A 25563-nucleotide genomic window follows, 5' to 3' on the forward strand; every position below is an offset into this window, starting at 1 on the left:
ATTAAATCCCCAGGTAGGCTTCGCGGATGCGCGGATCGGCGATCAGTGCCTCGGACGTTCCCTCCATGGTGATGCGGCCGGTTTCCATCACATATCCCCGGTCGGCGATCTTCAGCGCGCCGAAGGCGTTCTGTTCGACCAGCAGAACCGTCACGTCGAGCGCCTTGAGGCCCTTTACCACGTCGAAAATCTGCTGCACGAGGATGGGGGCGAGGCCCATCGACGGCTCGTCCAACAGCAGGCAGGAGGGGCGCCCCATCAGCGCGCGGGCGATGGCCAGCATCTGCTGCTGGCCGCCCGAGAGCCCGCCGGCGGCCAGGTTGCGCTTCTGTTTCAGGACAGGAAACATGCCGAAGGCATCCTCCATGTCCTTCTCCACCCTGCCGTCGCTGTAGAGGAAGGCGCCGAGGCGCAGGTTTTCCTCCACCGTCAGATTGGTGAATATCTGCCGCCCTTCCGGCGACTGGGCGAGGCCGCGGCTCAGGCGCCTGTGAGCGGGAACCGGCGTCAGCGCCTCGCCGCGAAAGGTGATGCTGCCGCCGGCGACCGGCTGCACCCCGGAGAGGCAGCGCAACAGCGTCGTCTTGCCCGCCCCGTTCGCGCCCACGACCGTGACGATCTCGCCGGAATCGACATGCAGATCGATGCCGTGCAGCACCTCGATGCGCCCGTAGCGCGAGCGCAGTCCCTCAACCGTGAGCATGGGCGTCCTCCGCCTGCGTGCCGAGATAGGCCTCGATGACCTTGGGATTGCGGCTGACCGTGGCCGGGTCGCCCTCCGCGATCTTCTCGCCGTGGTCGAGCACCACGATATGCCGGGAGATGCGCATCACCATCTTCATGTCATGCTCCACCAGCAGGATGGCGACGCCCGACGCCGCGACCTCGGCGATCAGGTGATCGATTTCCTCGGTTTCGACGGCGTTGCAGCCGGCGGCCGGTTCGTCGAGCAGCAGAACCTTCGGGTTCAGTGCCAGCGCGCGGGCGATCTCCAGCCGCTTGAGTGCGCCGTAGGAAAGGCTGCCCGCCTCCATCTCGGCCGCGCGGGCAAGATCCACGCGCTCCAGCAGCTGGCGCGCGCCCTCGCGGGCCGCAGCCGCCCGCCGGCGCGATGCGGGCAGGCCCAAAAGATCGGCCATCACCGACCCGCTTTCCTGCAGGTGATAGCCCGCGACGGCATTCTCCAGCACGGTCATGGACTGGAATATCTGCAGGTTCTGGAAGGTGCGCGACATGCCGCGCCGTGCCAGCAGATGCGGCGAGATACCGGTCACGTCCTCGCCCATCAGCCGCACCCGGCCCGCGCCGGGCTTGTAGATCCCCGAGATCATGTTGAACAACGTCGTCTTGCCCGCTCCGTTCGGCCCGATGACCGAGACGATTTCGCCGGGGTTGACGCGAAAGCTCACGTCGTTGACGGCGCGCAAGCCGCCGAAACTGATGCCGAGCCCCTCGATTTCCAGCAGCACCGTCATTCGCCCCTCCCCCGGATCAGGCGCAGCACCGACGGCAGCAGGCCCTGACGCATGAAGATCATCACCAGCATCATCACGAGGCCGAGCATGAGCTGTTCGTACTCCGCGAAGACTGTCAGCACCTGCGGCAGCATCGTCAGGATTCCGGCGCCGAAGATCGCCCCCAGCACCGAGCCCGCGCCGCCGAGCACGGCCATGGTGACCATCTCGATCGAATGCATGTAGCCGGCGACATCCGGCGTGATGAACCTGTTCTGCAGGGCGAGCAGCGAGCCCGATACCGAGGCGTAGACGGCCGATATCACGAAGGCCGCGAGCTTCGCCCGTGCCACGTCGATCCCCACCGTCCGCGCCGCGATCTCGGAGCCGTGGAGCGCGCGCAGCGCCCGGCCGGTCGGGCTGTCGTGCAGGTTGAGCGCCAGCCACGCGCCGATGAGCAGGGCGAGGCCGGTGAAGGCGTACCAGAACTCGGTGTTCGACAGGTCCAGCCCCTGGCTTTTCAGCACGGCCCGCAGGCCGAGGTCAGCCACCTTGATCCCGTCCGGTCCGCCGGTGATCCAGGATTCGTTGGCGAGCGCCATCGCCACGAGGATGCCGAGGCCGAGGCTCGCCACCGCTAGGTAATAGCCCTTCAGCCGCAAGATCGGCCGCCCGACGAGAAAGGCCAGCACCCCGGAGATAGCCGCCCCCAGCACCAGCGCCAGTGCGGGATGCAGGCCGAGGTGCGCGGGCGCTAGCGCGCAGGCATAGGCGCCGATGCCGGCAAAGCCCGCGTGCCCCAGGCTGATCTGCCCCGCATAACCCGTCAGGATGACGATGCCCGTCACCGCAAGGCCGTTGACGAAGATCAGCGAGCCGACACGATAATAATAGCTTGACGGAAAGAAGAACGGCGACAGCGCGATCAGCGCGGCCAGGATGAGGAGCGTCCACTGTTTTTCGGAAAGCCGCATGGTCACACCCGATCCGTCGATTTCTTGCCGAAGAGACCCTGCGGCATCGCGAAGAGCACGGCGAGAATCACGACGAAGGCCGCCGCGTCCTTGTATTGCGAGCTGACGTAGCCGGCCGTCAGCGCCTCCAGAAGGCCGAGCAGGATGCCGCCCACGAGCGCCCCCTTCGGGTTGCCCATGCCGCCCAGCATGGCGGCCGCGAATCCCTTGAGCGCTAGCGCGATGCCGACATCGTAGGAGACCAGCGTGATCGGCGTCACCAGCACGCCCGCGAACGCACCGATGCCCGCCGAGAGCGCGAACGAAAGGGTCATCACCCAGCCGGTATTGATACCGACGAGCCGCGCCGCGAGCCTGTTGTTCGATGTCGCCAGCACCGCGCGGCCGATCAGCGTTCTGGTGAAGAACAGCCACAGCCCGACGAAAACCGCGACCGCGCCGGCGATCACCCACAGGCTCTGCGGCAGGATCGTCGCTCCCAGCACACGGATCGGCTCGTCGCCCGAAAAGGCCGGAAAGCGGTGGAGCTGCTTGTCGAAGACGAGCTGCGTCACGCCCCGGATGAAGATCGAGGCGCCGATGGTGATGATGATCAGCGACACGACCGGCGCGCCGCGCGCCGGCTCGATCGCGAGCTTGTTCAGCGCAACGCCGATGCCCGCCGTGGACAGAATGGCGATCAGCGCCGCGAGCGGCAGCGGCAGGCCCGCATGATGCGCGAAAACAGTGACCATTCCGCCGAGCATGACGAACTCGCCCTGGGCGAAGTTCACCACGTCGGAAGCGTTGTAGATGATCGTGAAGCCGAGCGCGACCAGCGCGTAGACCGCGCCGACCGTGACACCGGACAGAAGGAATTGCATGAGTTCGGGCATGGCCGTATCTCCGACGGGATGCGGGGACTCTGGGAGGAGCGGAGCTTCCCGTGGCCGGCCGGGCGATGCGTCGTCCGGCCGGCCACGGGCGCTTACGGTCAGGTTACTCGGCCAGCGCCCAGCCGCCGTTGCGGATTTCCAGCAGGCGGAAGGCCGAAAGATCGAGCCCGAGGTGATCCTTCGGCGAATAGGTAACGACGCCCGTCGTCCCGACGAGGCCGGATGTCGCCTCGATGGCGTCGCGCACCGCCGCAGGCTCCGCCGATCCCGCCCGCTTCACCGCGTCCACGTAGATGCGCAGCGCGTCATGCGCATAGCCGCCGAAGGTCGTCGGCGCCGTGCCGTGGCTTCCCTTGTAGTCCTCGATATAGGCCGTCACCACGGGCTTTTGCGGATCGCCGTCCGGCAGCAGACCCGCGACCAGCAGCGCGGTGCCCGGCAGGCGCACGCCCTCCGCCGCATCCTTGCCCGCGAGTGCGATGAAGCCGTCCGAGGCCACGCCGTGCGACTGGTAGAGCGGCAGCCTGATGCCGAGCTGGGCGTAGTTGCGGGTCACGATCGACGGTCCCTGGCCGAAACCGGGGTTCAGGATGGCCTGGATGCCGGGCTTGCCCTTAAGGTTCGTGAGCTGCGGCGTCATGTCGGCGTCCTGCGGGCCGTAGCTTTCGTCGCCGACGACCTCGATGCCGTAGCCGCCCACCACATCGAGGCACTGCTTGCGCATCGAGGCGCCGAAGCCGTCGGTGCCCGAGATCAGGCCGATCTTCGTGTAGCCTTGCTTCTTCATGTCCGCGAAAATCTTCTCGCAGGCCATGCGGTCGGTGTGTGGTGTCTTGAACACCCATTCCTTCACGGGGTCGATGATCTCGATGGCGCCGGCGAGCGAGATGAAGGGGATCTCGGCCTCCTCGGCAATCGGGATGATGGACATCGACGTGCCGGTGGTGGTGCCGCCGATGATCGCCTGCACCTCGTCGTCCTCGACAAGGCGGGTGGCGAAGGTGCGCGCCTTGTTCGGATCGCCGCCGTCGTCGTAAAGGAAGAGCTTGAGCTGCTCGCCGTTCACGCCGCCGGCCGCGTTGATCTTTTCCACCAGCAGCCGCAGCGTTCTGGCTTCCGGATCGCCGAGAAAGGCCGCCGGCCCCGTCTCGGAAACCGTTGCGCCGATCCGGATGTCGGCGAGCGCGGAAGTCCCGGCAAAGCCGGAGGCCATGAGCGCGCCGAGAGCCAGTGCATCAAGCCGAAAACCGGATATCGTTTTCCGGAAAAACCTGATGCAAAAACAACCTGATATAGAGGATTTCCGATTCAGCCTGGATGAATCTTTCTCTATCGTATTCATGAATTTCATGTTTCTCCTCCCAGAGAGTTGCTTGAAATGTTCGGCCGTTGCAGGGCCGTTGATCGTGCGGCCTGTCTCAGGCCGCCTTGGGGCGCCGCCACATGGCGAGACGGAAGCGCCCGGCAATGAAGGCGGCATCGGTCAGGCTGGCGTTGCCCGCCGGATTCGCACCCGTGACGTGATAGTCGCTGAAGGCCGCACTCTGGTTCACGTAGATGCCGCCCGTGAGATTGACGGAAAGGTTCGCCCCCGCCCGCGCGAACTCGTCGGCGGCGCGCGCGATGCGCCCCTCGTCGGTGTCGTAGAGCGCGGCTGTGATCGCGCCCTTGCGCCGGGCCAGTTCCGCCGCTACGGCAATGCCCGCCTCCGCGTCCCGCACCGCGACGATGAAGGAGATCGGCCCGAAGCGTTCCTCCTCGTGTGCCGAGGTTTCGGCAGCGTCGACGGCGAGGATGAGCGGCGTGGCGCTGCGCCCTTCCGGCAGCGGCGCGCTGTCGCGCACGATGCGGCCGAGGTGTCTCGCGGCCGCGACACGGTCCAGCGTGGCCGGGTTGGCGATGGCGCCGCAGACGGCCACGGCGCGCGCCGGATCGGCGAGCAGGGCGTCGACCGCCGCGGCGATGCCGGCGGCGACCTCATCGAGGCTCTTGCGGCCCTCGTCGGTCTCGATTCCGTCCGCCGGCACGAAGATGTCCTGCGGCGCCGTGCACATCTGTCCGCTGTAGAGCGACAGCGAGAAGGCGATGTTGGCGCACATGCCGGCGAAGTCCCCGGTCGCGGCGACGACGATCGAGTTGACGCCGGCCTCCTCCGTGAACACCAGCGCTTCGCCCGCGTTGGCCCTAATCCAGTCGCCGAAGGCGTTCGAGCCGGTAAAGTCGATGATGGCGACCTCGGGCGCGCGTACCAGACCGGCTGTGACTTCGGCCCCGGCTTCGTCGGCGGCGAGCAGCAGCACGTTAGGGTCGAAGCCGGCCTCGGCCAGCACCTCGCGCGCCGCCCTCACGGTCAGCGCCAGCGGCAGCACCGCCGCCGGATGCGGCTTGACGATGACGGTATTGCCCGTTGCAAGGCTGGCGAAAAGGCCGGGATAGGAGTTCCAGGTCGGGAAGGTGTTGCAGCCGATCACCAGCGCGATGCCGCGCGGCACCACGCGCCAGTGCTTTTCCAGCACGATCGGCGCGGCCTTGCCCTGCGGCTTCTCCCACAGCGCCTCGCGTGGCGCCCGCGTCATCTCGGCATAAGCCACCGCCACGGCCTCCAGCCCCCGGTCCTGCGCATGCGGCCCGCCCGCCTGAAAGGCCATCGGGAAGGCCTGGCCGGTGGTGTGCATGACCGCGTTCCCCAACAGGAAGCTCGCGCGGTTCAGCCGGGTCAGGATTTCGAGGCAGATGCCGACCCGTGTCTCGGGCGCCGACGCGGCCCATTCCGCCGCCGCGGATGCGGATGCCGCCAGCAGCGCGGCGGAATCGGCCGCCGGGTAACCGATGCCGAGTTCCGGCCCCCAGGGAGATACCTCGGCGCCGATGCGGCGGCTCTCCGGATGGCCGGGCAGGACGAAAGGCCTCCCGAGAAGCGCGTTGAAGTCCGCCCCGGCATCGGCGCGGGCGGTCTCGCCATAAATTTTCCCGCTGGGAACTTCCGGAAACGGCGACCAGAATCCGCGCGTCTCGTTGGCTTTCAGCGCATCCTGCAGCAGACCGCTATGGCGGTCGAACAAACTTTCCATGCCGGTGTCCTCCCCGATTTTTGGATTATCATTGACCGGCCGGTCGGTTTATGCAACTGATTTTTTAACGGTACCTTTCAAGGTTGCCGAAGCGTGGCGAAAAGGCCGCGCCTGTTATTGGGAGGATGACATGGGGCATTCCGACACCGTGCTGGTGGCGCGGGAGAACGGCGTTCTTCGGGTGACGCTGAACCGCCCGGAAAAACTTAATTCCTTTAATGAAGAAATGCACCTGGCTTTGCGTGCCGCGTTCCGGCGCGCTCACGACGAGCCCGAGGTGCGGGCGGTCCTGCTGACGGGCGCGGGCCGCGGCTTCAGCGCCGGACAGGACCTGGGCGACCGCGATCCCCGAAAGGGCGGGCCCGCGCCCGATCTCGGCCATACGCTGGAGACGTTCTATAATCCGACGTTGCGGCTGATTCGCGCCCTTGAAAAGCCGGTAATCTGCGCGGTCAACGGCGTCGCCGCCGGCGCCGGCGCGAATATCGCTCTCACCTGCGACATTGTGCTGGCGGCCGAATCGGCCCGTTTCATCCAGGCGTTCTCCCGGATCGGCCTCATCCCGGACGCCGGCGGAAGCTGGAGCCTGACGCGGATTCTGGGCGAGCCGCGCGCCAAGGCGCTGGCGCTGACAGCCGAGCCGCTCGACGCCGCCACCGCCGCCGCCTGGGGCCTGATCTGGAAGGCCGTGCCCGACGCCGAGCTGATGGGAGAGGCCGAAGCACTGGCCGCCCGGCTCGCGGCGGGCCCCACCATCGGCCTCGGCCTCACCAAGCGCCTCATTCAGGCCGCGGGCACGCAATCGTTCGACGCCCAGCTCGATCTGGAGCGCGACTGCCAGCGCGAGGCCGGCCGCACCGCCGACTATAGCGAGGGCGTGACCGCCTTTCTGGAAAAGCGCACGCCGGAGTTTCGCGGCCAATGACGGACGTCAGCAACCTCAGCTCACAGGAACTGGCCGAAGCCTGCGCCCGGACGATGTGGGACGGCGACGCCGCCAGCCGGCGGCTCGGCATGCGGCTGGACCATGTCGCGCCCGGCGAAGCGACCCTGAGCATGACCGTGACCGAACACATGATCAACGGCCACACCACCTGCCACGGCGGCTACATCTTCACCCTCGCCGACAGCGCCTTCGCCTTTGCCTGCAACGGCTATAACCAGCGCACCGTCGGCCAGCAGGCGTCGATCACCTATATATCACCCGCCTTCGTCGGCGACCGCCTGATCGCCGTTGCGCGGGAGATATCGCGCCGTGGCCGCGGCGGCATTTACGACGTGCGCGTCACCAACGAAGCCGGCGACCACATCGCCGAATTGCGCGGCCATTCTCGCATCGTCAAGGGCACGCACCTGCCGGACCGCGCCTGATATAAAACCATACAACCTTCTGGGAGGAAAAAATGAAGGACCTGTCTCCCCGTCCCGGCGATCTCGACCCGATCGAAATCGCCTCCCGAGACGAGATCGCAGCCTTGCAGTTTCACCGCATGAAGCGGTCTCTGAAGCACGCCTACGAGAATTCGCCCTTCTACCGCAAGCGGTTCATCGAGCACGACGTGCATCCCGAGGAACTGAAGACGCTTGCCGACATCGCCCGCTTCCCCCTTACCACCAAGCAGGATCTGCGCGACACATATCCCTTCGGCATGTTCGCCGTGCCGCGTTCGAAGCTCGTCCGCATTCACGGCTCGTCCGGCACCACCGGCAAGCCGACCGTCGTCGGCTACACCCAGTCCGATATCGATCATTGGGCTAATCTCATCGCGCGCTCCATTCGCGCCGCCGGCGGGCGGGCGGGCGACATCCTGCACAATGCCTATGGCTACGGGCTTTTCACCGGCGGCCTCGGCGCGCACTACGGCGCGGAGCGGCTGGGCTGCACCGTGGTGCCGATCTCGGGCGGCATGACCGAGCGGCAGGTGACGCTGATCACCGATTTCAAGCCGGACATCATCATGGTGACGCCGTCCTACATGCTGTCGATCCTCGACGAATTCCGCCGCCAGGGCGTCGATCCGCGGCAAAGCTCGCTCTCGGTCGGCATCTTCGGCGCCGAGCCGTGGACGAACGCGATGCGGCTGGAGATCGAGGAAGCCTTCGACATGCATGCCGTCGACATCTACGGCCTGTCGGAGGTCATGGGCCCGGGCGTCGCGCAGGAATGCGTCGAGACGAAGGACGGCCTCCACGTCTGGGAGGACCACTTCTACCCCGAGATCATCGACCCGAACACGGGCGAGGTGCTGCCGGACGGCGAGCTGGGCGAACTGGTGTTCACCACGCTCACCAAGGAAGGCCTGCCGATGGTGCGCTATCGCACCCGCGATCTCACGCGCCTGCTGCCGGGCACGGCGCGGTCGGTGCGCCGCATCGAGAAGATCACCGGCCGCAGCGACGACATGATCATCCTGCGCGGCGTGAACGTCTTCCCGACCCAGATCGAGGAGCAGATCCTGAAGTGCAAGGGCCTCGCGCCCCATTTCCAGATCGAGCTGACCCGCGCGGGCCGCATGGATAACATGACGGTCCACGTCGAATGCACGCCGGACATGGCGACCGATGATGCGCGCGCGAAATCGGGCAAGGAACTCGCCCATCACATCAAGAGCGTCGTCGGCGTCACGACGCGGATCGAGATACGCGACCCGCAGGCGATCTGTCGCTCGGAGGGCAAGGCCAGGCGTGTGCTGGACAACCGGCCGAAAGAATAAATCCCCCGTGCCGATGACATCGGCACGCATTGCCATTAAAGAGGGGGCCGTAAGCCCCCCTTTTTACACTCCACAATCAGGACAGTGACAGGTATGGCTCGGACACGGGCGGCAGACTTCGAGGAGAAGCAACGCGGCATTGTGGACAATGCCGCGGCCGTATTCGCCGAACAGGGCATGGACAAGGCCTCCATGTCGCAGATCGCAGCCCACGCGCAGGTTTCGAAGGCGCTGCTCTATCACTATTACCCCAGCAAGGATGCGCTGATCCTCGCGATCATCATGACGCATCTGGAGGAACTGGAGGACGCCATCCTGGCGGCGGATGAGCCGGACCTGCCACCCGAACAGCGGCTGCGGCGGCTCGTCGGCGCGGTGCTGGAGAACTACCGCGGGGCGGACAACGAGCATAAGGTGCAGCTCAACGCTACCTCGGCGCTGTCGGAAGAGCAGAGGGCCGAGATCACGGAAATCGAGCGGCGCATCGTGCGCCACTTCTCGGCCGTGCTGCGCGAGATCAATCCTGGGCTCGACAGGCAGGAGCGCCCGCTGCTGATGCCCGTGACCATGTCGCTCTTCGGCATGATGAACTGGGTTTACATGTGGTTCAAGGAAGGCGGCCGCATCAGCCGCGACGATTACGCCGACGTGGCGACGACCCTGATCCTTGAGGGGATCAAGGCCGTCCGCTGAGTCGACGTCAGGCCTGCGGCCAGTCCTTGGCGACCATGGTGAGCACGTCGTATTGCGCCACCACGGCATCGTTCTGGTTGGTGACCTGGCAATCCCAGCGCACCTCGCCGTGCTCGGCGGTCGCGCGCGGGTTGATCTCCTTGCAGGTGAGACGCACCTGCAGCGAGTCGCCGAAATACACCGGCGTCAGGAACCGCAGGTTGTCGACGCCGTAGTTCGCCAGCACCGGACCCGGCGCGGGATCGACGAAGAGCCCTGCAGCGAAGGACGCGATCAGGTAGCCGTGCGCCACACGCCCGTCGAAGAACGGATTCGCCTTCGCCGCTTCCTCATTCATGTGGGCGTAGAACGTGTCGCCGGTGAAGTGCGCGAAATGCTCCACGTCGTCCTGCGTCACGGTGCGCCGTTCCGTCACGAGCTGGTCTCCGATCTTCAGCTTCGCCAGCGACTTGCGGAACGGGTGGATGCCCTGCTGCGCCTCCGCGCCCTCGATCCAGCGTCCCGTCACGGCCGAGAGGAGCCGCGGCGCACCCTGCACTGCCGTGCGCTGCATGTAATGCGTCACGCCGCGCATGCCGCCCAGTTCCTCGCCGCCGCCGGCGCGGCCGGGACCGCCATGGACGAGGCCGGCGAGCGGCGAGCCATGGCCGGTGGAGGATTTGGCCGAGGCCCGGTTGCCGATCAGCACACGGCCGTGGAACGGCGCAGTGCCGATCGCCACTTCCTCCGCCACTGCCGGATCGTCGGTGAAGACGGAGGCGACGAGCGAGCCCTTGCCCTTGCGCGCCAGCGCCACCGCTTCGTCGAGCGTATCGTAGGGCAGCACGGTCGAAACCGGGCCGAACGCCTCCACGTCATGCACCGCCGCCGCCTCGAAGGGCCGATCGGCGTAGAGCAGGACAGGATTGAGGAAGGCGCCCTTCTCCGCATCGCCCGACGCCACGCGCACATCGTCGGGATCGCCGGCGACGATCTCTGCGTCGGCCTGCAGGTCGCGGATGCGGGCACGCACCTCCTCCCGCTGGCCGAGCGAGGCCAGCGGCCCCATGCGGATGCCCTCCTCCGCCGGCAGGCCCACCGCCGTCCTGTCCAGCCGCCCGCGCAGCGCCTCGACCAGCGCCTGCACGTGTGCGCGCGGCGCGATGACGCGGCGGATGGCGGTGCATTTCTGCCCCGCCTTCACCGTCATCTCCCGCACGACCTCCTTCACGAACAGGTCGAACTCCGGCGTGCCCGGCACGGCGTCCGGGCCGAGGATGGAGGCGTTCAGGCTGTCGGCCTCCATCGTAAAACGCACGGAATTGGCGACGACCGCCGGATGCGCCTTCAGCTTCCGCCCCGTTCCGGCCGAGCCGGTGAAGGTGACGACGTCCTGCCCGGTGACGTGATCCAGCAGGTCGCCCACAGAGCCGCTGATCAACTGCAGCGCGCCTTCCGGCAGAAGACCCGTCTCCACGATCCGCCGGACCACGAGTTCGGTGAGATAGGCTGTCTGGCTCGCCGGCTTGACCACGCAGGGAACGCCCGCGAGCAACGCCGGCGCGACCTTCTCCAGCATGCCCCAGACGGGGAAGTTGAAGGCGTTGATATGCACCGCCACGCCCTGGAGCGGCGTCAGAATATGCTGGGCCGAGAAGCTGTTGTCCCGCGACAGCGGCTCCACCGGCCCGTCGATGAGCACGCGCGTGTTCGGCAGCTCCCGCCGGCCTTTCGATGCGTAGGACAGCATGGTGCCTATGCCGCCCTCGATGTCTACCCAGCCGTCGGCGCGCGTCGCGCCGGTGTGGAAGCTCTCGGCGTAGAACTCCTCTTTCCGCTCCATCAGCGCCGTGCCCAGCGCCTTGAGCAGCCCGGCGCGCTCGTGGAACGACAGCGCCCGCAGCTTCGGGCCCACCACTTCGCGGCCGTAGGCGAGCGCGGCGGCGAAATCGAGTCCCGTGGAATCGATCAAAGCCACGGTCTCGCCGGTCGCGGCGTCGAGAAGGGGCTGCCCCTCCTTCGCGCCGGCGGTCCAGCTTCCGCAGACATAGCTTTCGAGACGGCGCGGAGCGCGGGCCAGGGTCGTCATGGATACTTCCTTCATGGGTTCAGGGGAGCGGCGCGGGAGACGCGCGGTCAGTTCAGGCCGAGCGGGCCAAGCTTCTCCGCCACCAGCCCCTCCCAGCGGGCGAGCAGCGTCTCGTTCGGCGTGTGGCGCAGGCCGAAGCGGGCGAGCGTGCCGTAGCGCGCCGAGCCCGCCACGCCGAAGGTGGCCGCCACGCGCGGGCGCCAGTAGGCAACAGCGGCACGGGCCTCAGCCCTGCCCTCATCGGCCGCGGCGATGCGTTCGAGCCCTTCGAGGCCAAGCTCCGCATGGCGTGCCTCGCGCGGCGCGATCTCGCGGAAAACCTCCGCCAGTGGCGCATAGGAGACGCGGGTGAGTTCGGTGAGCTGCACGCCGGTCGCCAGCCCCATCAGCACGTTCATCGCCACGGCGTCAGTCCAGCCATCGAGCGGATAGCGGAAGACGGACAGCCGCATGTCCCCGCCTGTGCGTGCCGCGCCGAAATCGGCGTCGCGCGCCACCCGCGCTGCCCAGTCGTGCTGCGTCTGATAGCGACGGGTGTCGGTGCCGAAGGAGCCCATTACGTTGAGCACGCGCTCGGCGTGATCGGCCTTCTCCAGCGTGATGCGGCTCGCGGCGATGCGCTCCTTGATGCCGGGGGCGAAGTTGATGGCGCCGGCGAAGCCGGCCGATCCGGCAAGCTCGCTGTCCACGAAGGAGGACATGAGGCGCAGCAGCTCCCCGCGATAGCGGGCGGGCACGTTGTCAGGCGAGGTCAACACGCCGCCCTGCGCCAGATAATCATCGATGTTCATGACGTCGGACATAATTTTCTCCCCGCTGTTTATTCGTCGTAGCTGACGACGAGCTTCTCGCTCAGCGGGAAGGACTGGCAGGAAAGCACGTAGCCCGCGCGCACCTCGTAGTCTTCCAGCGCGTGGTTCACGGCCATTTCCACCTCACCCTCCACCACCTTGCAGCGACAGGTGGAACAGACACCCGCCTTGCAGGAATAGGGCGCGTCCAGATTGGCTGCGAGCGCGGCGTCGAGCAGGCTCTGTCCCTGCCGCGGCATGAGGAAGGTGCGGGTTGCGCCGTCGAGCGTCACCGTGGCCTCGGTGCCGGAACCCGGCTCCACGGCGACCCGGGAGACAGCCTTGGCTCTGGCGCGCCCCGGCTGGCCGGAGGCGAAGAGTTCGAACTTGATCTGCGAATCCGCCAACCCGTGGTTGCGCAGCGCGGCCGCTATCGCCAGCATCATCGGCTCCGGCCCGCAGATGAAGGCCGTGCCGACGGAGTTGACGTCGATCCAGTGCGCGAACAGCGCCTGCACCTTTTCCGCGTCGATGCGGCCGGTGAACAGGTCGATCTCCTGCGCCTCCGTTTCCAGCACGTGCAGCACGGCAAGCCGGCCCAGATAGAGGTTCTTCAGGTCCTCCAGCTCCTCGCGGAACATGATCGAGCTGATCTGGCGGTTAGCGTAGACGAGCGTGAAGCGCGACTTCGGCTCGCGCGCCAGCACCGTCTTGACGATCGACAGAACCGGCGTGATCCCCGAGCCACCCGCGAAGCCGAGATAGTGGCGTTCGCTTTGCGGGTCCAGCGGCACGAAGAACTTGCCCGTCGGCGGCATCGCCTCGATCGTGTCGCCGGCCGCGAGGTTCTCGTTCGCCCATGTCGAAAAGGCGCCGCCGTCGACGCGCTTGATGCCGACCTTCAGGCAACCTTCGTCCGTGCCGGCACAGATCGAATAGCTGCGACGCAGCTCCTCGCCGTCGAAGTCGCGGCGGAAGGTCAGATACTGGCCCTGGATGAAGTCGAAGGCGCCCTCATCCTCGGGCCGGGGTTTCAGGGTCACGACGACGGCGTCGCGAGTCTCGCGCCGCACATCGACGACCTCAAGGGAGTGGAAACGGGCCATTCGGCGTTACCTCCGCATTCTTAGATGCATTTGAAATAGTCGAAGGGTTCCAGGCAGTCGCGGCAGCGATAGCTGGCCTTGCAGGGGGTGGAGCCGAACTGGCTCACTTTCTCGGTCCGGGTCGAGCCGCAGCGCGGGCAGGCAATGGCGAGGTTGGCCCCCTCGGCAAGGCGCTTCGCTCTCGCCACGAGCCGCCCGTCCGCCGCGGTGCCATCGATGGGCGGCGCGATGCCGTAGTCCTTGAGCTTCTCGCGGCCGGCCTCGCTGATCCAGTCCGTGGTCCAGGGGGGCGAGAGCCGGCGGTCCAGCCGCAGCTTCCCGATCCCCCGGCCGCGCAGGGCGTGTTCGATGTCGAGGTTGATCACCGTCGTCGCCGGGCAGCCGGAATAGGTCGGCGTGACGGTCACGACCAGCGTATCGTCGTCCCACGCGACATCGCGGATGATCCCCAGATCGGTCAGGGAGATCACGGGGATTTCCGGATCCGGCACCTCCGACAACCAGCGCCAGACCTCTTCGGTGGAAGGCTTGGTGACGGCGGGCATCGTCGCCTCCTACCAGACCGCGCCGGGATAGGCGCGCTGCAGGAACTGCATGTCGGCGAGGATGTAGCCCAGATGCTCGGTATGCACGCCGCGCCTGCCACCCTTGTGGACATAACCCGTCGCCGGAATCTTCAGCGCCGCCTCGGTCAGCACGCCGGTCACGATCTCTTCCCATTTCGCCCTGAGGCGCGCCGGATCGGGCGCGATACCCGCCTCCGCCATCGCCCGGTCGGTTTCATCGGCGACGAAGAGTTCGCCGGTATAGGTCCAGATGTCGTCGAGCGCCTGCTGCATCCGCTTGTGGCTCTCGGGCGTCCCGTCGCCGAGACGGATCACGAGATCGCTCGAACGCTCCAGATGGTAGGACACCTCCTTGAGCGCCTTCGCCGCGATCTCCGCCACGCGCGGATCGGCGGAGACGGTCAGCGCCGTCAGCATCCCGTGATGCCAGGCGTCGAACAGGAACTGGCGCATCAGCGTCTGGCCGAAATCGCCGTTCGGCCGCTCGACCAGCAGCACGTTGCGAAACCCGCCGGCATCGCGCAGGAAGGCGAGGTTGTCGGCGTTGCGGCCCTTGCCCTCGATCTCGCCGGCGAGGCCGAGCCAGAGCTGGGTCTGCCCGATGAGGTCGAGCGCGGTGTTGGCGAGCGCGATATCCTCTTCCAGCACTGGAGCATGCCCGCACCATTCGGATACGCGGTGGCCGAGGATCAGGGTATTGTCCCCCATCCGGGTGAGGAACTCGAAGAAAGCGGCCCGATCGACCGCGGCAATGATCGCGGCCATCACATATGCCCCACTTCTTCCGGAATGTCGAAGAAGGTCGGGTGGCGATAGACCTTCGAGTTCGACGGCTCGAAGAGCGGCCCCTTGTCGGAGGGGCTGGAGGCCGCGATATCGACAGATTTCACCACCCAGATCGACACGCCCTCGTTGCGGCGTGTATAGACATCGCGGGCATTCTTGATCGCCATCTCCGCATCCGGCGCATGCAGGCTGCCGACATGGCGGTGGTTGAGCCCGTGCTGACCGCGGATGAATACTTCCCAGAGGGGCCATTCGCTGGACATTCGATAATCCTCCCAGTTTTTTTGCTGCGGGCGGCTTCGGCCGCCCGCCGTTATTCATCGGTCCTCGGCGTTACTCGGCAGCGATCTTCGCAGCGGCGCGACGCGCCTCGGCCTTCTCCGCATGGGCGACGAGACCGTCGCGGAACCAGGCACCGTCCTCCCACGCCTTCACCCGCGCGCCGAGCCGCTCCCTGTTGCAGGGGCCGTTGCCGGCGAGGACGTCGTAGAACTCGCTCCAGTCGGGCTCCGAGAAGTCGTAGCCGCCCTTCTCCTCGTTCCACTTCAGGTGCTGATCGGGGACGGTCAGGCCGAGGTATTCGGCCTGCGGCACGGTCTGGTCGACGAATTTCTGGCGTAGCTCGTCGTTGGTGTTGATCTTGATCTTCCACGCCATCGACTGCGCGGAATGGACCGAATCCTTGTCGGACGGGCCGAACATCATCAGCGCCGGATACCAGAAGCGGTTCAGCGCGTCCTGCGCCATGGCCTTCTGCTCAGGCGTGCCCCGCGCCATCTTCATCATGATGTCGTAGCCCTGACGCTGGTGGAAGCTCTCCTCCTTGCAGATGCGGATCATCGCCCGGCTGTAGGGGCCGAAGGAGGTGCGCTGCAGCGGCACCTGGTTCATGATCGCCGCGCCGTCGACGAGCCAGCCCACCGCGCCGATATCGGCCCAGTTCAGGGTCGGATAGTTGAAGATCGACGAATACTTCATGCTGCCGTTGTGCAGCTTCTCCAGCAGCTCGTCACGGCTGACGCCCAGTGTCTCCGCCGCGCAGTAGAGATAGAGCCCGTGGCCGGCCTCGTCCTGCACCTTCGCGAGCAGGATCGCCTTGCGCTCCAGCGTCGGCGCGCGGGTGATCCAGTTGCCCTCCGGGAGCTGGCCGACGATCTCGGAATGGGCATGCTGGCCGATCTGGCGGATCAACGTCTTGCGATAACCCTCCGGCATCCATTCCTTGGGCTCGATCTTCTCGCCCCGATCGATGCGCTCCTGAAAGGCGATCTCTTCCGGCGACATCTCCCCGCGCGGCTTCGCGCCCTCGGACTTGATAACCTGTGCGTACATGACCGAAACCTCCCTTTTTCAGACACGTTCGATGATGACGGCGATGCCCTGACCCACGCCGATGCACATGGTGCAGAGCGCATAGCGGCCGCCGGTGCGATGAAGCTGATACGTCGCCGTAGTGACGAGACGGGCGCCCGACATGCCGAGCGGGTGGCCGAGAGCGATAGCGCCGCCATTGGGGTTCACATGCGCGGCATCGTCCGGCAGGCCGAGTGCGCGCAGCACCGCGAGCGACTGGGCAGCAAAGGCCTCGTTGAGTTCGATGACATCCATCCGGTCGAGGCCAAGCCCCGTGCGGGCGAGCACCTTGCGCACCGCGGGCACCGGCCCCACACCCATGATGCGCGGCTCGACACCCGCCGCCGCCATGGCGACGATGCGGGCCTTCGGCGTCAGCCCCTGCTTCTCCGCCGCCGCGCCGGACAGGATCAGCAGCGCCGCCGCGCCGTCGTTGACGCCCGAGGCGTTGCCCGCGGTCACCGTCAGGTCCGGACCGTTCACGCCCTTCAGCTTCGCCAGCGCCTCCAGCGTCACGCCGGGTCGCGGATGCTCGTCGGTGTCGACGACGACGGGATCGCCCTTCCTCTGCGGGATCGTGACCGGCACGATCTCGTCGCGGAACACACCCCGCTCCTGAGCGGCAGCCCAGCGCTGCTGGCTGCGCACCGCGAAAGCGTCCTGATCGGCGCGGCTGATACCGAAATCGGCGGCCACGTTATCCGCCGTCTCCGGCATGGAATGCGTGCCGAATTCCTTCTTCAGCGCCGGGTTCGTGAACCGCCAGCCGATGGTGGTGTCGTAGATGGCATTGGCGCGCGAAAAGGCGGTTTCCGCCTTCGGGATAACGAAGGGCGCGCGCGTCATGCTTTCCACGCCGCCGGCGAGGACGAAATCGCAATCTCCCGCCCGGATGGCCCGCGCGGCCATGCCGACCGCGTCCATGCCCGAACCGCACAGCCGGTTCACCGTCGTGCCCGGCACCCCCACGGGCAGGCCCGCCAGCAGCGCCGCCATGCGGCCCACGTTGCGGTTATCTTCGCCCGCCTGATTGGCGCAGCCGTAGATCAGATCGTCCACGGCAGACCAGTCCACGTCCGGATTGCGCTCCACCAGCGCCTTGAGCGGCACCGCGGCCAGATCGTCCGCCCGCACGGAGGCCAGCGCCCCGCCATAACGGCCCACGGGCGTGCGCACGGCATCGCAGATGAAGGCTTCCGGCATATGTCATTCCTCCCTTGTGTTCTTTAGGTCGCCGATATGCGCTGCATTCAGTGACCGATCGGTCGATGTATTAGGCATCAAAAATACATCACGCGCAACATAAAAATAACAATTATAATGTGATGTTTTGAGGCCTGATAGCGGAGTGAAAATTTTTATTATTCGGAATCAATCTGTTGGGTGATATTCTTCACGTTCGAGCCTTTCCAGTCTCAGTGCCGTCCCCTCGGTCGAGGCCAGCAGCAAGCCGTCTGCGTCCTGGAAATGCCGCCCGATATAAATGTCGGATGCCGGCGCAAGCGTACGGTAGAGCGTGACGAAAAGCGCCCTGCACTGCCGCCCCGGCCAGTCGGCGGGCAGCGCGGCGGATGGCAGGCGCGGATCGCGCAGCGCTACTGCGCGGTATTGGTCGACAAGCCGCAGGCGGAGCGCCAGCGCGGCGGCGCCGTCCGGCCCGTAGCCGCCGGAAAGCGCCTCCGCCAGCGGCGCGAACCGGTCGATCACGGCGCGATAACTGTTTGCGATTCCATCGAGTTCCCAGTATCTCGCAGCAAATTCCGGCAGGGCGGCGGCGCCTTTCAGCGTCTCCACGCGCATCAACAAGCCGTCGGGAGGGTCGAGATCCGCGCGGTCCGGCGCCAGTGCCAGTCCCGGCCCGATCCGCGCCCACGGGTCTCGCGGCAGTTCATCGGCGGCGTCGGCCCAGAGCAGCCAGCCGGCAGCGGGCGGCGGCGGCGCGAAGAGGATGCGGGCCGCGGCCGCGAACTCGCGCCGCGCCGCGGACGTCAGGCGGTAGAAACTGCGCCGGCCGCCGCGCTCGCCGAGGAGCCGGCCCGATGCCACAAGGCGCGACACCGCCGTGCGCACCAGGCTCTCGCTGATGCCATGCGCGGAACAGACCTCGATCAGCGTACCCATCCAGAGCGTGCCGCCGCGCGGCTCGACCACGTCTCCGTAAACGGTGACGATGAAGGCCGCCGCCCTCGGCGCCTCAGCCGAGAGGATATCGTCCGCCACCGCGGGCATTGCCGGCGCCTGGCCGGATCGTTCCACCTGTTCCACAGTCTTCCCTCATTCGATACCTGGCTATCATGGCACAGAAACAGGCATATATGCCATAAAGATGTAGCATAACATCGGGACAGCGACCTGCCGCCGCCCGTCTGCCGGCGATCCCCACCGGCGCCTCAGCGGGGCTGAAGACCCGAAACAGCCGGTGTTTTATCAGGCGTTTGCTCACCAAAGACGCACTTTCCTTTTATCGAGGCTTCAATTACCGTCTGCGGCCAGCAAGGGGTGAGTCTGCGGAAGGCGGTCGCGCGGGCAGTTCAGCGGTGCCGGAAGGCTCCGGGGGACGCCGGCGCTTGAACTCGTCTTGCGCAGTCTTGGCAATGCCGGATCGGCCCGTTCCGATCCCAAGATCAGAGCAGTGAAAAATGGTCCACGGGATCGGTCGCCGCGGGTTCGACGAGGACGCCGCGGCAGCAAGTGCGGGTAACGAGCCGGCGCCTGTTGCGGTGGCTGACGAGGCAATGGCGAACACGCGGCCCCAGATATTGGCGGGCGCCGATTTCGCCGATCAGGGTCGTCCCGTCGAGCGACTGGACGGACTGTTCGAGCAGCTTGCGGAGAGCTTCGGCCCGTGTCCGGCCGTGATCGACGGCGGGCGCACCTGGACCTATCGGGAAATCGAGACGCGCGCCAACCAGCTCGCGCGCCTCCTCGTCGAGCGGGGCGTGAAGCCCGGCGATCGGGTGGGCCTCCTGCTCGACCGCTCCGCCGAGACCTACGCGCTTCTGCTCGCCGTCATGAAGGCAAGGGCCGCCTATGTGCCGCTCGCCACCGCCTTCCCGCACGAGCGGATCGCCTTCATTCTGGAGGATGCGGGAGTCGGCCTCGTGGTCACGATCCGCGCTTACGAGAGCCGGGTGGAAGGACTGCCCGTGCCCCACGTGCTGCTCGACGCGGTCGCGGCAGAGGTCGACGCGCAATCCGGCGCGCCGCTGCTGGCCCACGAGGTGGCGGCCACGACGGACAAGGTCTGCTACATCCTCTACACCTCCGGCACGACCGGCAAGCCGAAGGGTGTGGCGGTTGAGCACCGGAGCATCTGCAACTTTGTGCGCGTCGCGGCCGCCAGCTACGGCTACAGGCCGGGCGACCGCGTCTATCAGGGCATGACCATCGCCTTCGACTTCTCGGTGGAGGAGATTTGGGTGCCGCTGGCGGCGGGCGCGACGGTGGTGCCGGCGCCGGGCAGCCTCACCCTCATCGGCGAGGAGCTGGCTGACTTCCTGCGGACGAACGCCGTCACCTGCATGGCCTGCAGCCCGACGCTGCTCTCCTCCATCGAAAGCGAGGTGCCGGACCTGCGCCTGCTGCTCGTGGGCGGCGAGGCGTGCCCGCACAATCTGGTGGTGCGCTGGTCGAAGCCGGGGCGGCAAATCCTCAACACCTACGGCCCCACCGAGGCGACGGTGACGGCGACGATGGGCGTGCTCACGCCGGACGGCGCGGTCACCATCGGCGCGCCGCTGCCCACATACTCCATCGTCATTCTGGACCCGACGGAGCCCGCTCTCGCCGCGCCTGGGGAACTCGGCGAGATCGGCATCGCCGGCATCGGGCTTGCGGTGGGCTACCTCAACCGGCCGGACCTCACCCAGCAGAAGTTCGTCCCGGATTTCCTCGACCTGCCGAACAACCCGTCAAGGCGCATCTACCGCACGGGCGACCTCGGGCGCATCAACGGGCAGGGCCAGATCGAGTATCGCGGACGCATCGACACGCAGGTGAAAATTCGCGGCTACCGTATCGAACTCGGCGAGATCGAGGCGGTGCTGCTCGACCAGCCGGCCATCGGGCAAGCCGCCGCCACGACCTGGGAAGTCGAACCCGGCCGTGTGGAACTCGTCGCCTATTACGCGCTCAAGAGCGGCCTCCCCACACTCTCCCGCGCCGACATCGCCCGGGAGCTGAAGCGGCGCCTGCCGGATTACATGGTGCCGGCCTATCTGGAAGAACTGCCGACCATTCCCATGACGGTCTCCAACAAGGCCGATCTGCGGCAGTTGCCGAAGCCGACGAGCACGCGGCTTTCCGCCGAGCGGCCGGTGGTACCGCCTGCCAACGACGACGAGCGGTTTCTCGCGGGCATTCTCGCGGACGTGCTGAAACTCGACGAAGTGTCCGTCGAGGACCATTTCTTCGACGACCTCGGCGCCAACTCCCTGCTCATGGCGTGGTTCTGCACCCGCGTGCGCGCGAGGGAGGGGTGGGCTGCCACCTCCATGCGGGACATCTACCTTCATCCCAGCGTGGCGCTCCTCGCGCGGCATCTGCGCAGGCCGGAGCAGGAGGCCGCGACCCCTGTCGAGCCCGAGCCAACGCACGAAGCCTCGGCCCTCGCCTACTGGACCTGCGGCGCCGCCCAGCTATTTTTCTACGGAATCTACAGCTTCTTCGGGCTATGGGCGCTCGATCGCGGCCTCGACTGGGTCTATGTCAAGCTTGAGGAGCCGCTGCATCTCTATCTGCGTTGCGCGGTGCTGGCGGCAGCCCTGTTCTTCGGCATGTCGGCGATCTCAATCATCGGCAAATGGCTGCTGATCGGCCGCTGGAAAGCGGAATCCTTCCCCATCTGGAGCGTGCGTTATTATCGCTTCTGGGTGGTGAAGACGCTGATCCGCAGCGCGCCCGTCGTGCTGTTTCGCGGCAGCCCGCTCTACAGCCTTTATCTGCAACTGCTCGGGGCTCGCCTCGGCCGCAACACCGCCATCGAATGCCGTCTCGTGCCGGTCTGCACGGATCTCATCTCCCTCGGCGACAGCGCCATCCTGCGCAAGGATTCCATTGTTCTGGGCTATCGCGCGCAGTCGGGCTACATCCACACCGGGCCGGTGAACGTCGGGCGTGGCGCGTTCGTGGGCGAGGCGAGCGTGCTCGACATCCACACCGCCATGGGCGACGGCGCGCAGCTCGGCCACGCCTCGTCGCTCCAGAGCGGACAGAGCGTTCCGGCGGGCGAGACGTGGCATGGCTCGCCGGCAGTGCCCACGACGGCGGACTATCGCAAGGTTCCGGACATGCCCTGCTCGAAGGCCCGCCGCATCCTCTACGAGGCGGTCCAGCTGGTCGGGCTGTTTGCCGTCGTCACGCCGCTGCCCCTGCTTTTCCTGAGCGCCTGGGAATATGTGAGCGACGACTTCGAGGAAACGGTCGGCCTCGTGCTGGCCTCCTCCACCATCACGCTGTTCGGCTCCATCGCTGTGATACTCGCCTCGGGGGCGGTGTTGCCACGCCTGTTCCGGCCGTTCCTGAAGCCGGGCCGGACCTACTCGCTTTATGGCCTCCATTTCTGGTTGCAGACGCTGGTGGCGTGGTCGAGCAATTCCCGCTTCCTGAACGTGGTGTTCGGTGACAGCTCGGCGGTGGTGCACTACATGCGCGCCATCGGCTGGAACCTCGACAAGGTGGAGCAGACCGGCTCCAACTTCGGCACCAACCAGCAGCACGACAACCCGCTGCTGTGCGAGGTCGGCGCCGGCACCATCGTGTCGGACGGCCTTTCCATGATCAACATGTACAAGTCCGCATCTGCCTTCCGCCTGGAGCATACACGGATCGGCGAGCGCAACTATCTCGGCAACAACATCTATTACCCGCCGGATGCGCGCACGGGCGCCAACTGCCTGCTCGGCACCAAGGTCATGATCCCGGTCGACGGCCCGGTGAGGGAAAACGTCGGCCTGCTCGGTTCGCCTTCCTTCGCGATCCCGCGCATGGTGGAACGCGACAAGGCGCTGATCGGCTCTTTCGACGAGGGCGAGCGGAGCAGGCGCCTGCCCGGCAAGAACCGGCACAACGCCGCCACCGCCCTGCTTTACCTCGTGGGGCAATGGTTCGCGCTGTTCGTGAGCATGCTGATCTGGGACCGGGCGCTCAACTACTACGCGGAGTGGGGGGCGGCGGCGCTTTTCGTGGCGACGATCCTGACCTCGGCCATCGTCATTCCGTTCTTCATCCTGCTCGAACGGGCGAGCCTCGGCTTCGGGCGGCTCAGGCCGCAGATGGTCACCATTTACGATCCCCGCTTCTGGTCGCACGAACGCCACTGGAAGCTGTCGGACTCGCCCGTCGCCCGCCTGTTCGGCGGCACGCCCTTCCGGCCGATGATCCTGCGCCTCATGGGCGCGAAGGTCGGCCGGCGGGTTTACGATGCCGGCAGCATCATCACAGAGCGCTCGCTGGTCGAGATCGGCGACGGCGCAACCCTCAACGAAGCCTGCGTCATTCAGGCGCATTCGCTGGAAGAAGGCGTGTTCAAGTCCGACCGCGTGCATGTCGGCAGCGGCAGCACCCTCGCGCCGGCTGCCTTCATCCATTACGGCGTGAGCGTGGGCGACGGGGCGGTGGTGGACGCGGATTCGTTCGTCATGAAGGGCGAGACCATCGAGGCCGGCACCGCGTGGCGCGGCAACCCCGCGAAGCTTCATCGCCTTCTCACGCCGGTCCGCGACGTCGCCCCTTCCCGGGCGGACGCTGCCTGAAGCCCGGGATGGCGAGACGATGGACCGCGAAACCTCTCCGCCGCCCGCCGTTCGCCTCGTTCCCGTGACGGCGGCCAACCGCGAGGCCGTGGTGGCCCTCGAACTCGCGCCCGGGCAAGTGGACTGGTTGGCGGGCAACGCCGAGTCGCTCGACGAGGCCGATCACGATCCCGACGCCCGCCCCCGCGTTGTGATGGCGCAGGCGCGCATCGTCGGATTTCTCATGTACGAGGCGCCGGCGGACGACGACGAGGCGCGGATCTACCGCTTCATGATCGACAGCGCCGTTCAGGGCCGCGGCTATGGACGCGCCGCCCTGCGCGCGGTGCTGGAAGAAATTGCCGCGCTCCGCCATGTGCGCCGGGTCTCAATCTGCTACATGCCGGACAACGAGGGAGCGCGCCGCCTCTATGGTGCCGCAGGCTTTCTTGAGGAAGGGCTGGACGAGGACGGCGAGATGGTCGCCGGCATGAGCCTGCCCGCCGGCGGAAACGGCCTTTAGAATCTGTCCTGTTTACGTTGAAACAGGGCAGATTCTAGGTTCCTTATCTTGAGCGAATTCTGATCGGAACCCGTGATCGGAACAATCCCCGCCAGACTGTGGGCCTGACGGGGTCGTGTGCCTTGTCCGGTGGCGCAGACGCGATTCAGGCGCATGTTGCCCGGCGGATCGAGATCGCGGGCGGTGTGCCGTTCATGCTTCCCCGCCCCCGGTTTCGGCCTTCAGGATGTTGCGCAGCGCGAACTTCTGGATCTTGCCCGACGCGGTCGCTGGCAGCTTGTCGCGGATTTCGAGCCGTTCGGGAAAGTACTGTTTCGCCAGCCGCTGCATCTCCAGAAAGCGGGTCATTTCAGCGAAGTCGAAGCTCTGTCCGCCCTTCAGCACCACGAAGGCGCAGGCGCGCTCGCCCAGCCGCGCGTCGGGATAGCCGACAACCGCCACCTGGTGTATCGCCGGGTGCTTGTAAAGCAGCGCCTCGACCTCGATGACCGGGATATTCTCCGCGCCGCGGATAATGATGTCCTTGGAGCGCCCGCAGATACGGATGTAGCCCTGCTCGTCCATGCGAGCGATGTCGCCGGTGTCGAACCAGCCCTCGGGGTCGGTGTTGTTCCATTGCGGACGTTTGAGGTAGCCGACGAAGTTGGAACAGCCGCGCACGTAAAGCTCGCCCTCGTGGCCGGCCGGCGCCGGCAGTCCGTCGGCGCCGCGCACCTGCAGCTCCATGCCGCGCAAGGCGAAGCCGTCGGTATTGACCGAGCGTTCGTCCGGATCGTCCGGTGCGACGACGGTCACGGCGCCGTTCTCGGTCATGCCCCACGCGGAAATGACCTTTGCGCCGAGTACGCCGCGCGCACGTTCGACGAGCGGACCGGGGATAGCGGTGCCGGCGCAGAGAAAAATGCGCAATGACGAGGCATCTGTTCCCTCCTCCTCCACGGCGTTCGACAGATCCATGAGGAACGGCGTCGAGGCCATGGTGAAGGTCGCCCGTTCGCTCTCAAGCAGCCGCGCCGCCACTGCCTTGTCCCAGACATCCATGAGCACCATGCGGGCGCGCAGCATCACCGGCATCAGAAAGCCGTACATGAAGCCTGTCTGATGAGCCATCGGCGAGGCCATCAACACGACATCCGATGCGCCAAGGCGCAGACGCTCCGCGTAGGGCACGAGATTGGAATACATCGTGTTGGCGGTGTGCATCACACCCTTCGGCTCGCCCGTGGTGCCGGACGTATAAATGAGTTGGCACACGTCATCGGCGTCGCCGCGGTCGCGCGCGCTGATCGCCGCGAGGTCCTGTATGTCGTCGAGCGCGGGATCGAGCAGCAGGGCGTCGAAGCCGTTTGGCCCTTCTCCTCCGGTGACGATGACGTGTTCGAGGTCCGGCAGGTCGGGCCGCATCCGCTCCGCCATCGCCTCGTGATCGAAGCCGCGGAACGTCCGCGGCACGACGAAGGCCTTGACCTCGCCGTGACGGAGCATGAACAGCAGCTCGTGCTCACGGAAGATCGGCATCACCGGATTGAAGACGATGCCGAGCCGGCGGCAGGCGATGTAGAGGACGACGAATTCCCACGAGTTCGGCAACTGGCAGGCCAGCACGTCGTCCCTGGCGAGACCGAGTCCGCGCAGGCCGGCCGCCGCGCGCCACGCGAGACGGTCGATCCCGGCATAGGTCAGATCGCGCCGATCGCCCGTGGCGACGGTGACGGCGGTCAGTCCCACGGCATCGGGCCTTTCGGCCACGCAGGCATCGAAATAATCGAGCAAGGTCTTGCCGCGCCATAATCCTTCCGCTTCCATTCTTGCACGGCGCGGTTCGATCAGTACTGCATCGAATTTCATCGCTTGCTTC

The 25563-nt window shown here is 66.5% G+C and carries 22 protein-coding genes; 6 read left to right on the plus strand and 16 right to left on the minus strand.

The window, feature by feature from the left end; all coding sequences use genetic code 11:
- Window position 1: 1 nt before the first annotated feature.
- The 6 genes from ACFFJ7_RS13150 to paaN form a co-directional block, all read right to left on the minus strand.
- The gene (locus ACFFJ7_RS13150) at window positions 2–703 is read right to left on the minus strand and encodes an ABC transporter ATP-binding protein (protein WP_166950483.1); all 702 of its coding nucleotides are present in this window, start codon (window positions 701–703) and stop codon (window positions 2–4) included.
- Window positions 690–1475, minus strand: a complete 786-nt coding sequence (locus ACFFJ7_RS13155; protein ID WP_377592872.1) for an ABC transporter ATP-binding protein — start codon at window positions 1473–1475, stop codon at window positions 690–692. The genes ACFFJ7_RS13150 and ACFFJ7_RS13155 overlap by 14 nt, the downstream gene beginning before the upstream one ends.
- Entirely contained in the window at window positions 1472–2428 is a 957-nt protein-coding gene (locus ACFFJ7_RS13160; protein WP_208394139.1) for a branched-chain amino acid ABC transporter permease, read from the minus strand. Before ACFFJ7_RS13160 ends, ACFFJ7_RS13155 begins: the two co-directional genes overlap by 4 nt.
- Before the next feature lie 2 nt (window positions 2429–2430).
- Window positions 2431–3303, minus strand: coding sequence for a branched-chain amino acid ABC transporter permease (locus ACFFJ7_RS13165; RefSeq protein ID WP_377592873.1), 873 nt, complete (start codon window positions 3301–3303; stop codon window positions 2431–2433).
- Between the two features lie 103 nt (window positions 3304–3406).
- The gene (locus ACFFJ7_RS13170) at window positions 3407–4516 is read right to left on the minus strand and encodes an ABC transporter substrate-binding protein (RefSeq protein WP_377592874.1); all 1110 of its coding nucleotides are present in this window, start codon (window positions 4514–4516) and stop codon (window positions 3407–3409) included.
- A 205-nt stretch (window positions 4517–4721) separates the two neighbouring features.
- Window positions 4722–6374 (minus strand): phenylacetic acid degradation protein PaaN, encoded by a 1653-nt coding sequence (gene paaN, locus ACFFJ7_RS13175; RefSeq protein ID WP_377592876.1) that lies wholly within the window; start codon window positions 6372–6374, stop codon window positions 4722–4724.
- Window positions 6375–6504: 130 nt separating this feature from the next.
- Between paaN and paaG the strand changes: the two genes are divergently transcribed.
- The 4 genes from paaG (at window position 6505) to ACFFJ7_RS13195 (ending at window position 9781) form a co-directional block, all read left to right on the plus strand.
- On the plus strand, window positions 6505–7299 hold the full coding sequence (paaG, locus tag ACFFJ7_RS13180; RefSeq protein WP_377592878.1) for a 2-(1,2-epoxy-1,2-dihydrophenyl)acetyl-CoA isomerase PaaG: 795 nt from the start codon (window positions 6505–6507) through the stop codon (window positions 7297–7299).
- Window positions 7296–7745, plus strand: coding sequence for a hydroxyphenylacetyl-CoA thioesterase PaaI (paaI, locus tag ACFFJ7_RS13185; RefSeq protein WP_377592880.1), 450 nt, complete (start codon window positions 7296–7298; stop codon window positions 7743–7745). The genes paaG and paaI overlap by 4 nt, the downstream gene beginning before the upstream one ends.
- A 32-nt stretch (window positions 7746–7777) precedes the next feature.
- Window positions 7778–9088, plus strand: coding sequence for a phenylacetate--CoA ligase PaaK (gene paaK / locus ACFFJ7_RS13190; protein WP_377592883.1), 1311 nt, complete (start codon window positions 7778–7780; stop codon window positions 9086–9088).
- Window positions 9089–9181: 93 nt separating this feature from the next.
- On the plus strand, window positions 9182–9781 hold the full coding sequence (locus ACFFJ7_RS13195) for a TetR/AcrR family transcriptional regulator (RefSeq protein WP_166950464.1): 600 nt from the start codon (window positions 9182–9184) through the stop codon (window positions 9779–9781).
- A 7-nt stretch (window positions 9782–9788) separates the two neighbouring features.
- On the opposite strand, the gene paaZ is transcribed toward ACFFJ7_RS13195, so the two are convergent.
- The 9 genes from paaZ to ACFFJ7_RS13240 all read right to left on the minus strand — a co-directional run bounded on the left by paaZ (window position 9789) and on the right by ACFFJ7_RS13240 (window position 18716).
- Window positions 9789–11849 carry a phenylacetic acid degradation bifunctional protein PaaZ gene (paaZ, locus tag ACFFJ7_RS13200; protein WP_377592886.1) on the minus strand — a complete coding sequence of 687 codons (2061 nt, stop codon included), beginning with the start codon at window positions 11847–11849 and terminating at the stop codon, window positions 9789–9791.
- A gap of 47 nt (window positions 11850–11896) precedes the next feature.
- Window positions 11897–12652 (minus strand): Phenylacetic acid catabolic protein, encoded by a 756-nt coding sequence (locus tag ACFFJ7_RS13205; RefSeq protein ID WP_377592888.1) that lies wholly within the window; start codon window positions 12650–12652, stop codon window positions 11897–11899.
- A gap of 17 nt (window positions 12653–12669) precedes the next feature.
- Complete coding sequence (gene paaE, locus ACFFJ7_RS13210) at window positions 12670–13746, minus strand: 1,2-phenylacetyl-CoA epoxidase subunit PaaE (protein WP_377592890.1); 1077 nt, start codon at window positions 13744–13746, stop codon at window positions 12670–12672.
- 20 nt (window positions 13747–13766) lie between these two features.
- Complete coding sequence (gene paaD, locus ACFFJ7_RS13215) at window positions 13767–14291, minus strand: 1,2-phenylacetyl-CoA epoxidase subunit PaaD (protein WP_166950456.1); 525 nt, start codon at window positions 14289–14291, stop codon at window positions 13767–13769.
- A 9-nt stretch (window positions 14292–14300) separates the two neighbouring features.
- Window positions 14301–15077 (minus strand): 1,2-phenylacetyl-CoA epoxidase subunit PaaC, encoded by a 777-nt coding sequence (paaC, locus tag ACFFJ7_RS13220; protein WP_377592893.1) that lies wholly within the window; start codon window positions 15075–15077, stop codon window positions 14301–14303.
- Window positions 15077–15361, minus strand: a complete 285-nt coding sequence (gene paaB, locus ACFFJ7_RS13225) for a 1,2-phenylacetyl-CoA epoxidase subunit PaaB (protein ID WP_166950451.1) — start codon at window positions 15359–15361, stop codon at window positions 15077–15079. The genes paaC and paaB overlap by 1 nt, the downstream gene beginning before the upstream one ends.
- A gap of 70 nt (window positions 15362–15431) precedes the next feature.
- Window positions 15432–16430, minus strand: coding sequence for a 1,2-phenylacetyl-CoA epoxidase subunit PaaA (gene paaA / locus ACFFJ7_RS13230; protein WP_166950449.1), 999 nt, complete (start codon window positions 16428–16430; stop codon window positions 15432–15434).
- A gap of 18 nt (window positions 16431–16448) precedes the next feature.
- Complete coding sequence (gene pcaF, locus ACFFJ7_RS13235; RefSeq protein ID WP_377592896.1) at window positions 16449–17654, minus strand: 3-oxoadipyl-CoA thiolase; 1206 nt, start codon at window positions 17652–17654, stop codon at window positions 16449–16451.
- 168 nt (window positions 17655–17822) lie between these two features.
- Window positions 17823–18716 (minus strand): PaaX family transcriptional regulator C-terminal domain-containing protein, encoded by an 894-nt coding sequence (locus ACFFJ7_RS13240; protein WP_343042527.1) that lies wholly within the window; start codon window positions 18714–18716, stop codon window positions 17823–17825.
- 374 nt (window positions 18717–19090) lie between these two features.
- Here ACFFJ7_RS13240 and ACFFJ7_RS13245 point away from each other — a divergent pair, with 374 nt between their 5' ends.
- Entirely contained in the window at window positions 19091–23203 is a 4113-nt protein-coding gene (locus ACFFJ7_RS13245; RefSeq protein ID WP_377592899.1) for a Pls/PosA family non-ribosomal peptide synthetase, read from the plus strand.
- Between the two features lie 19 nt (window positions 23204–23222).
- Window positions 23223–23705 (plus strand): GNAT family N-acetyltransferase, encoded by a 483-nt coding sequence (locus tag ACFFJ7_RS13250; protein WP_377592901.1) that lies wholly within the window; start codon window positions 23223–23225, stop codon window positions 23703–23705.
- A 192-nt stretch (window positions 23706–23897) separates the two neighbouring features.
- Here the strand turns inward: ACFFJ7_RS13250 and aliA are convergent, their stop codons facing one another.
- Window positions 23898–25553: a cyclohexanecarboxylate-CoA ligase gene (gene aliA / locus ACFFJ7_RS13255; protein WP_377592903.1), complete on the minus strand. Its 1656-nt coding sequence runs from the start codon at window positions 25551–25553 to the stop codon at window positions 23898–23900.
- Between the last annotated feature and the right edge of the window lie 10 nt (window positions 25554–25563).

It is taken from the genome of Pseudochelatococcus lubricantis (assembly GCF_042432495.1).
GTDB lineage: Bacteria > Pseudomonadota > Alphaproteobacteria > Rhizobiales > Beijerinckiaceae > Pseudochelatococcus > Pseudochelatococcus lubricantis.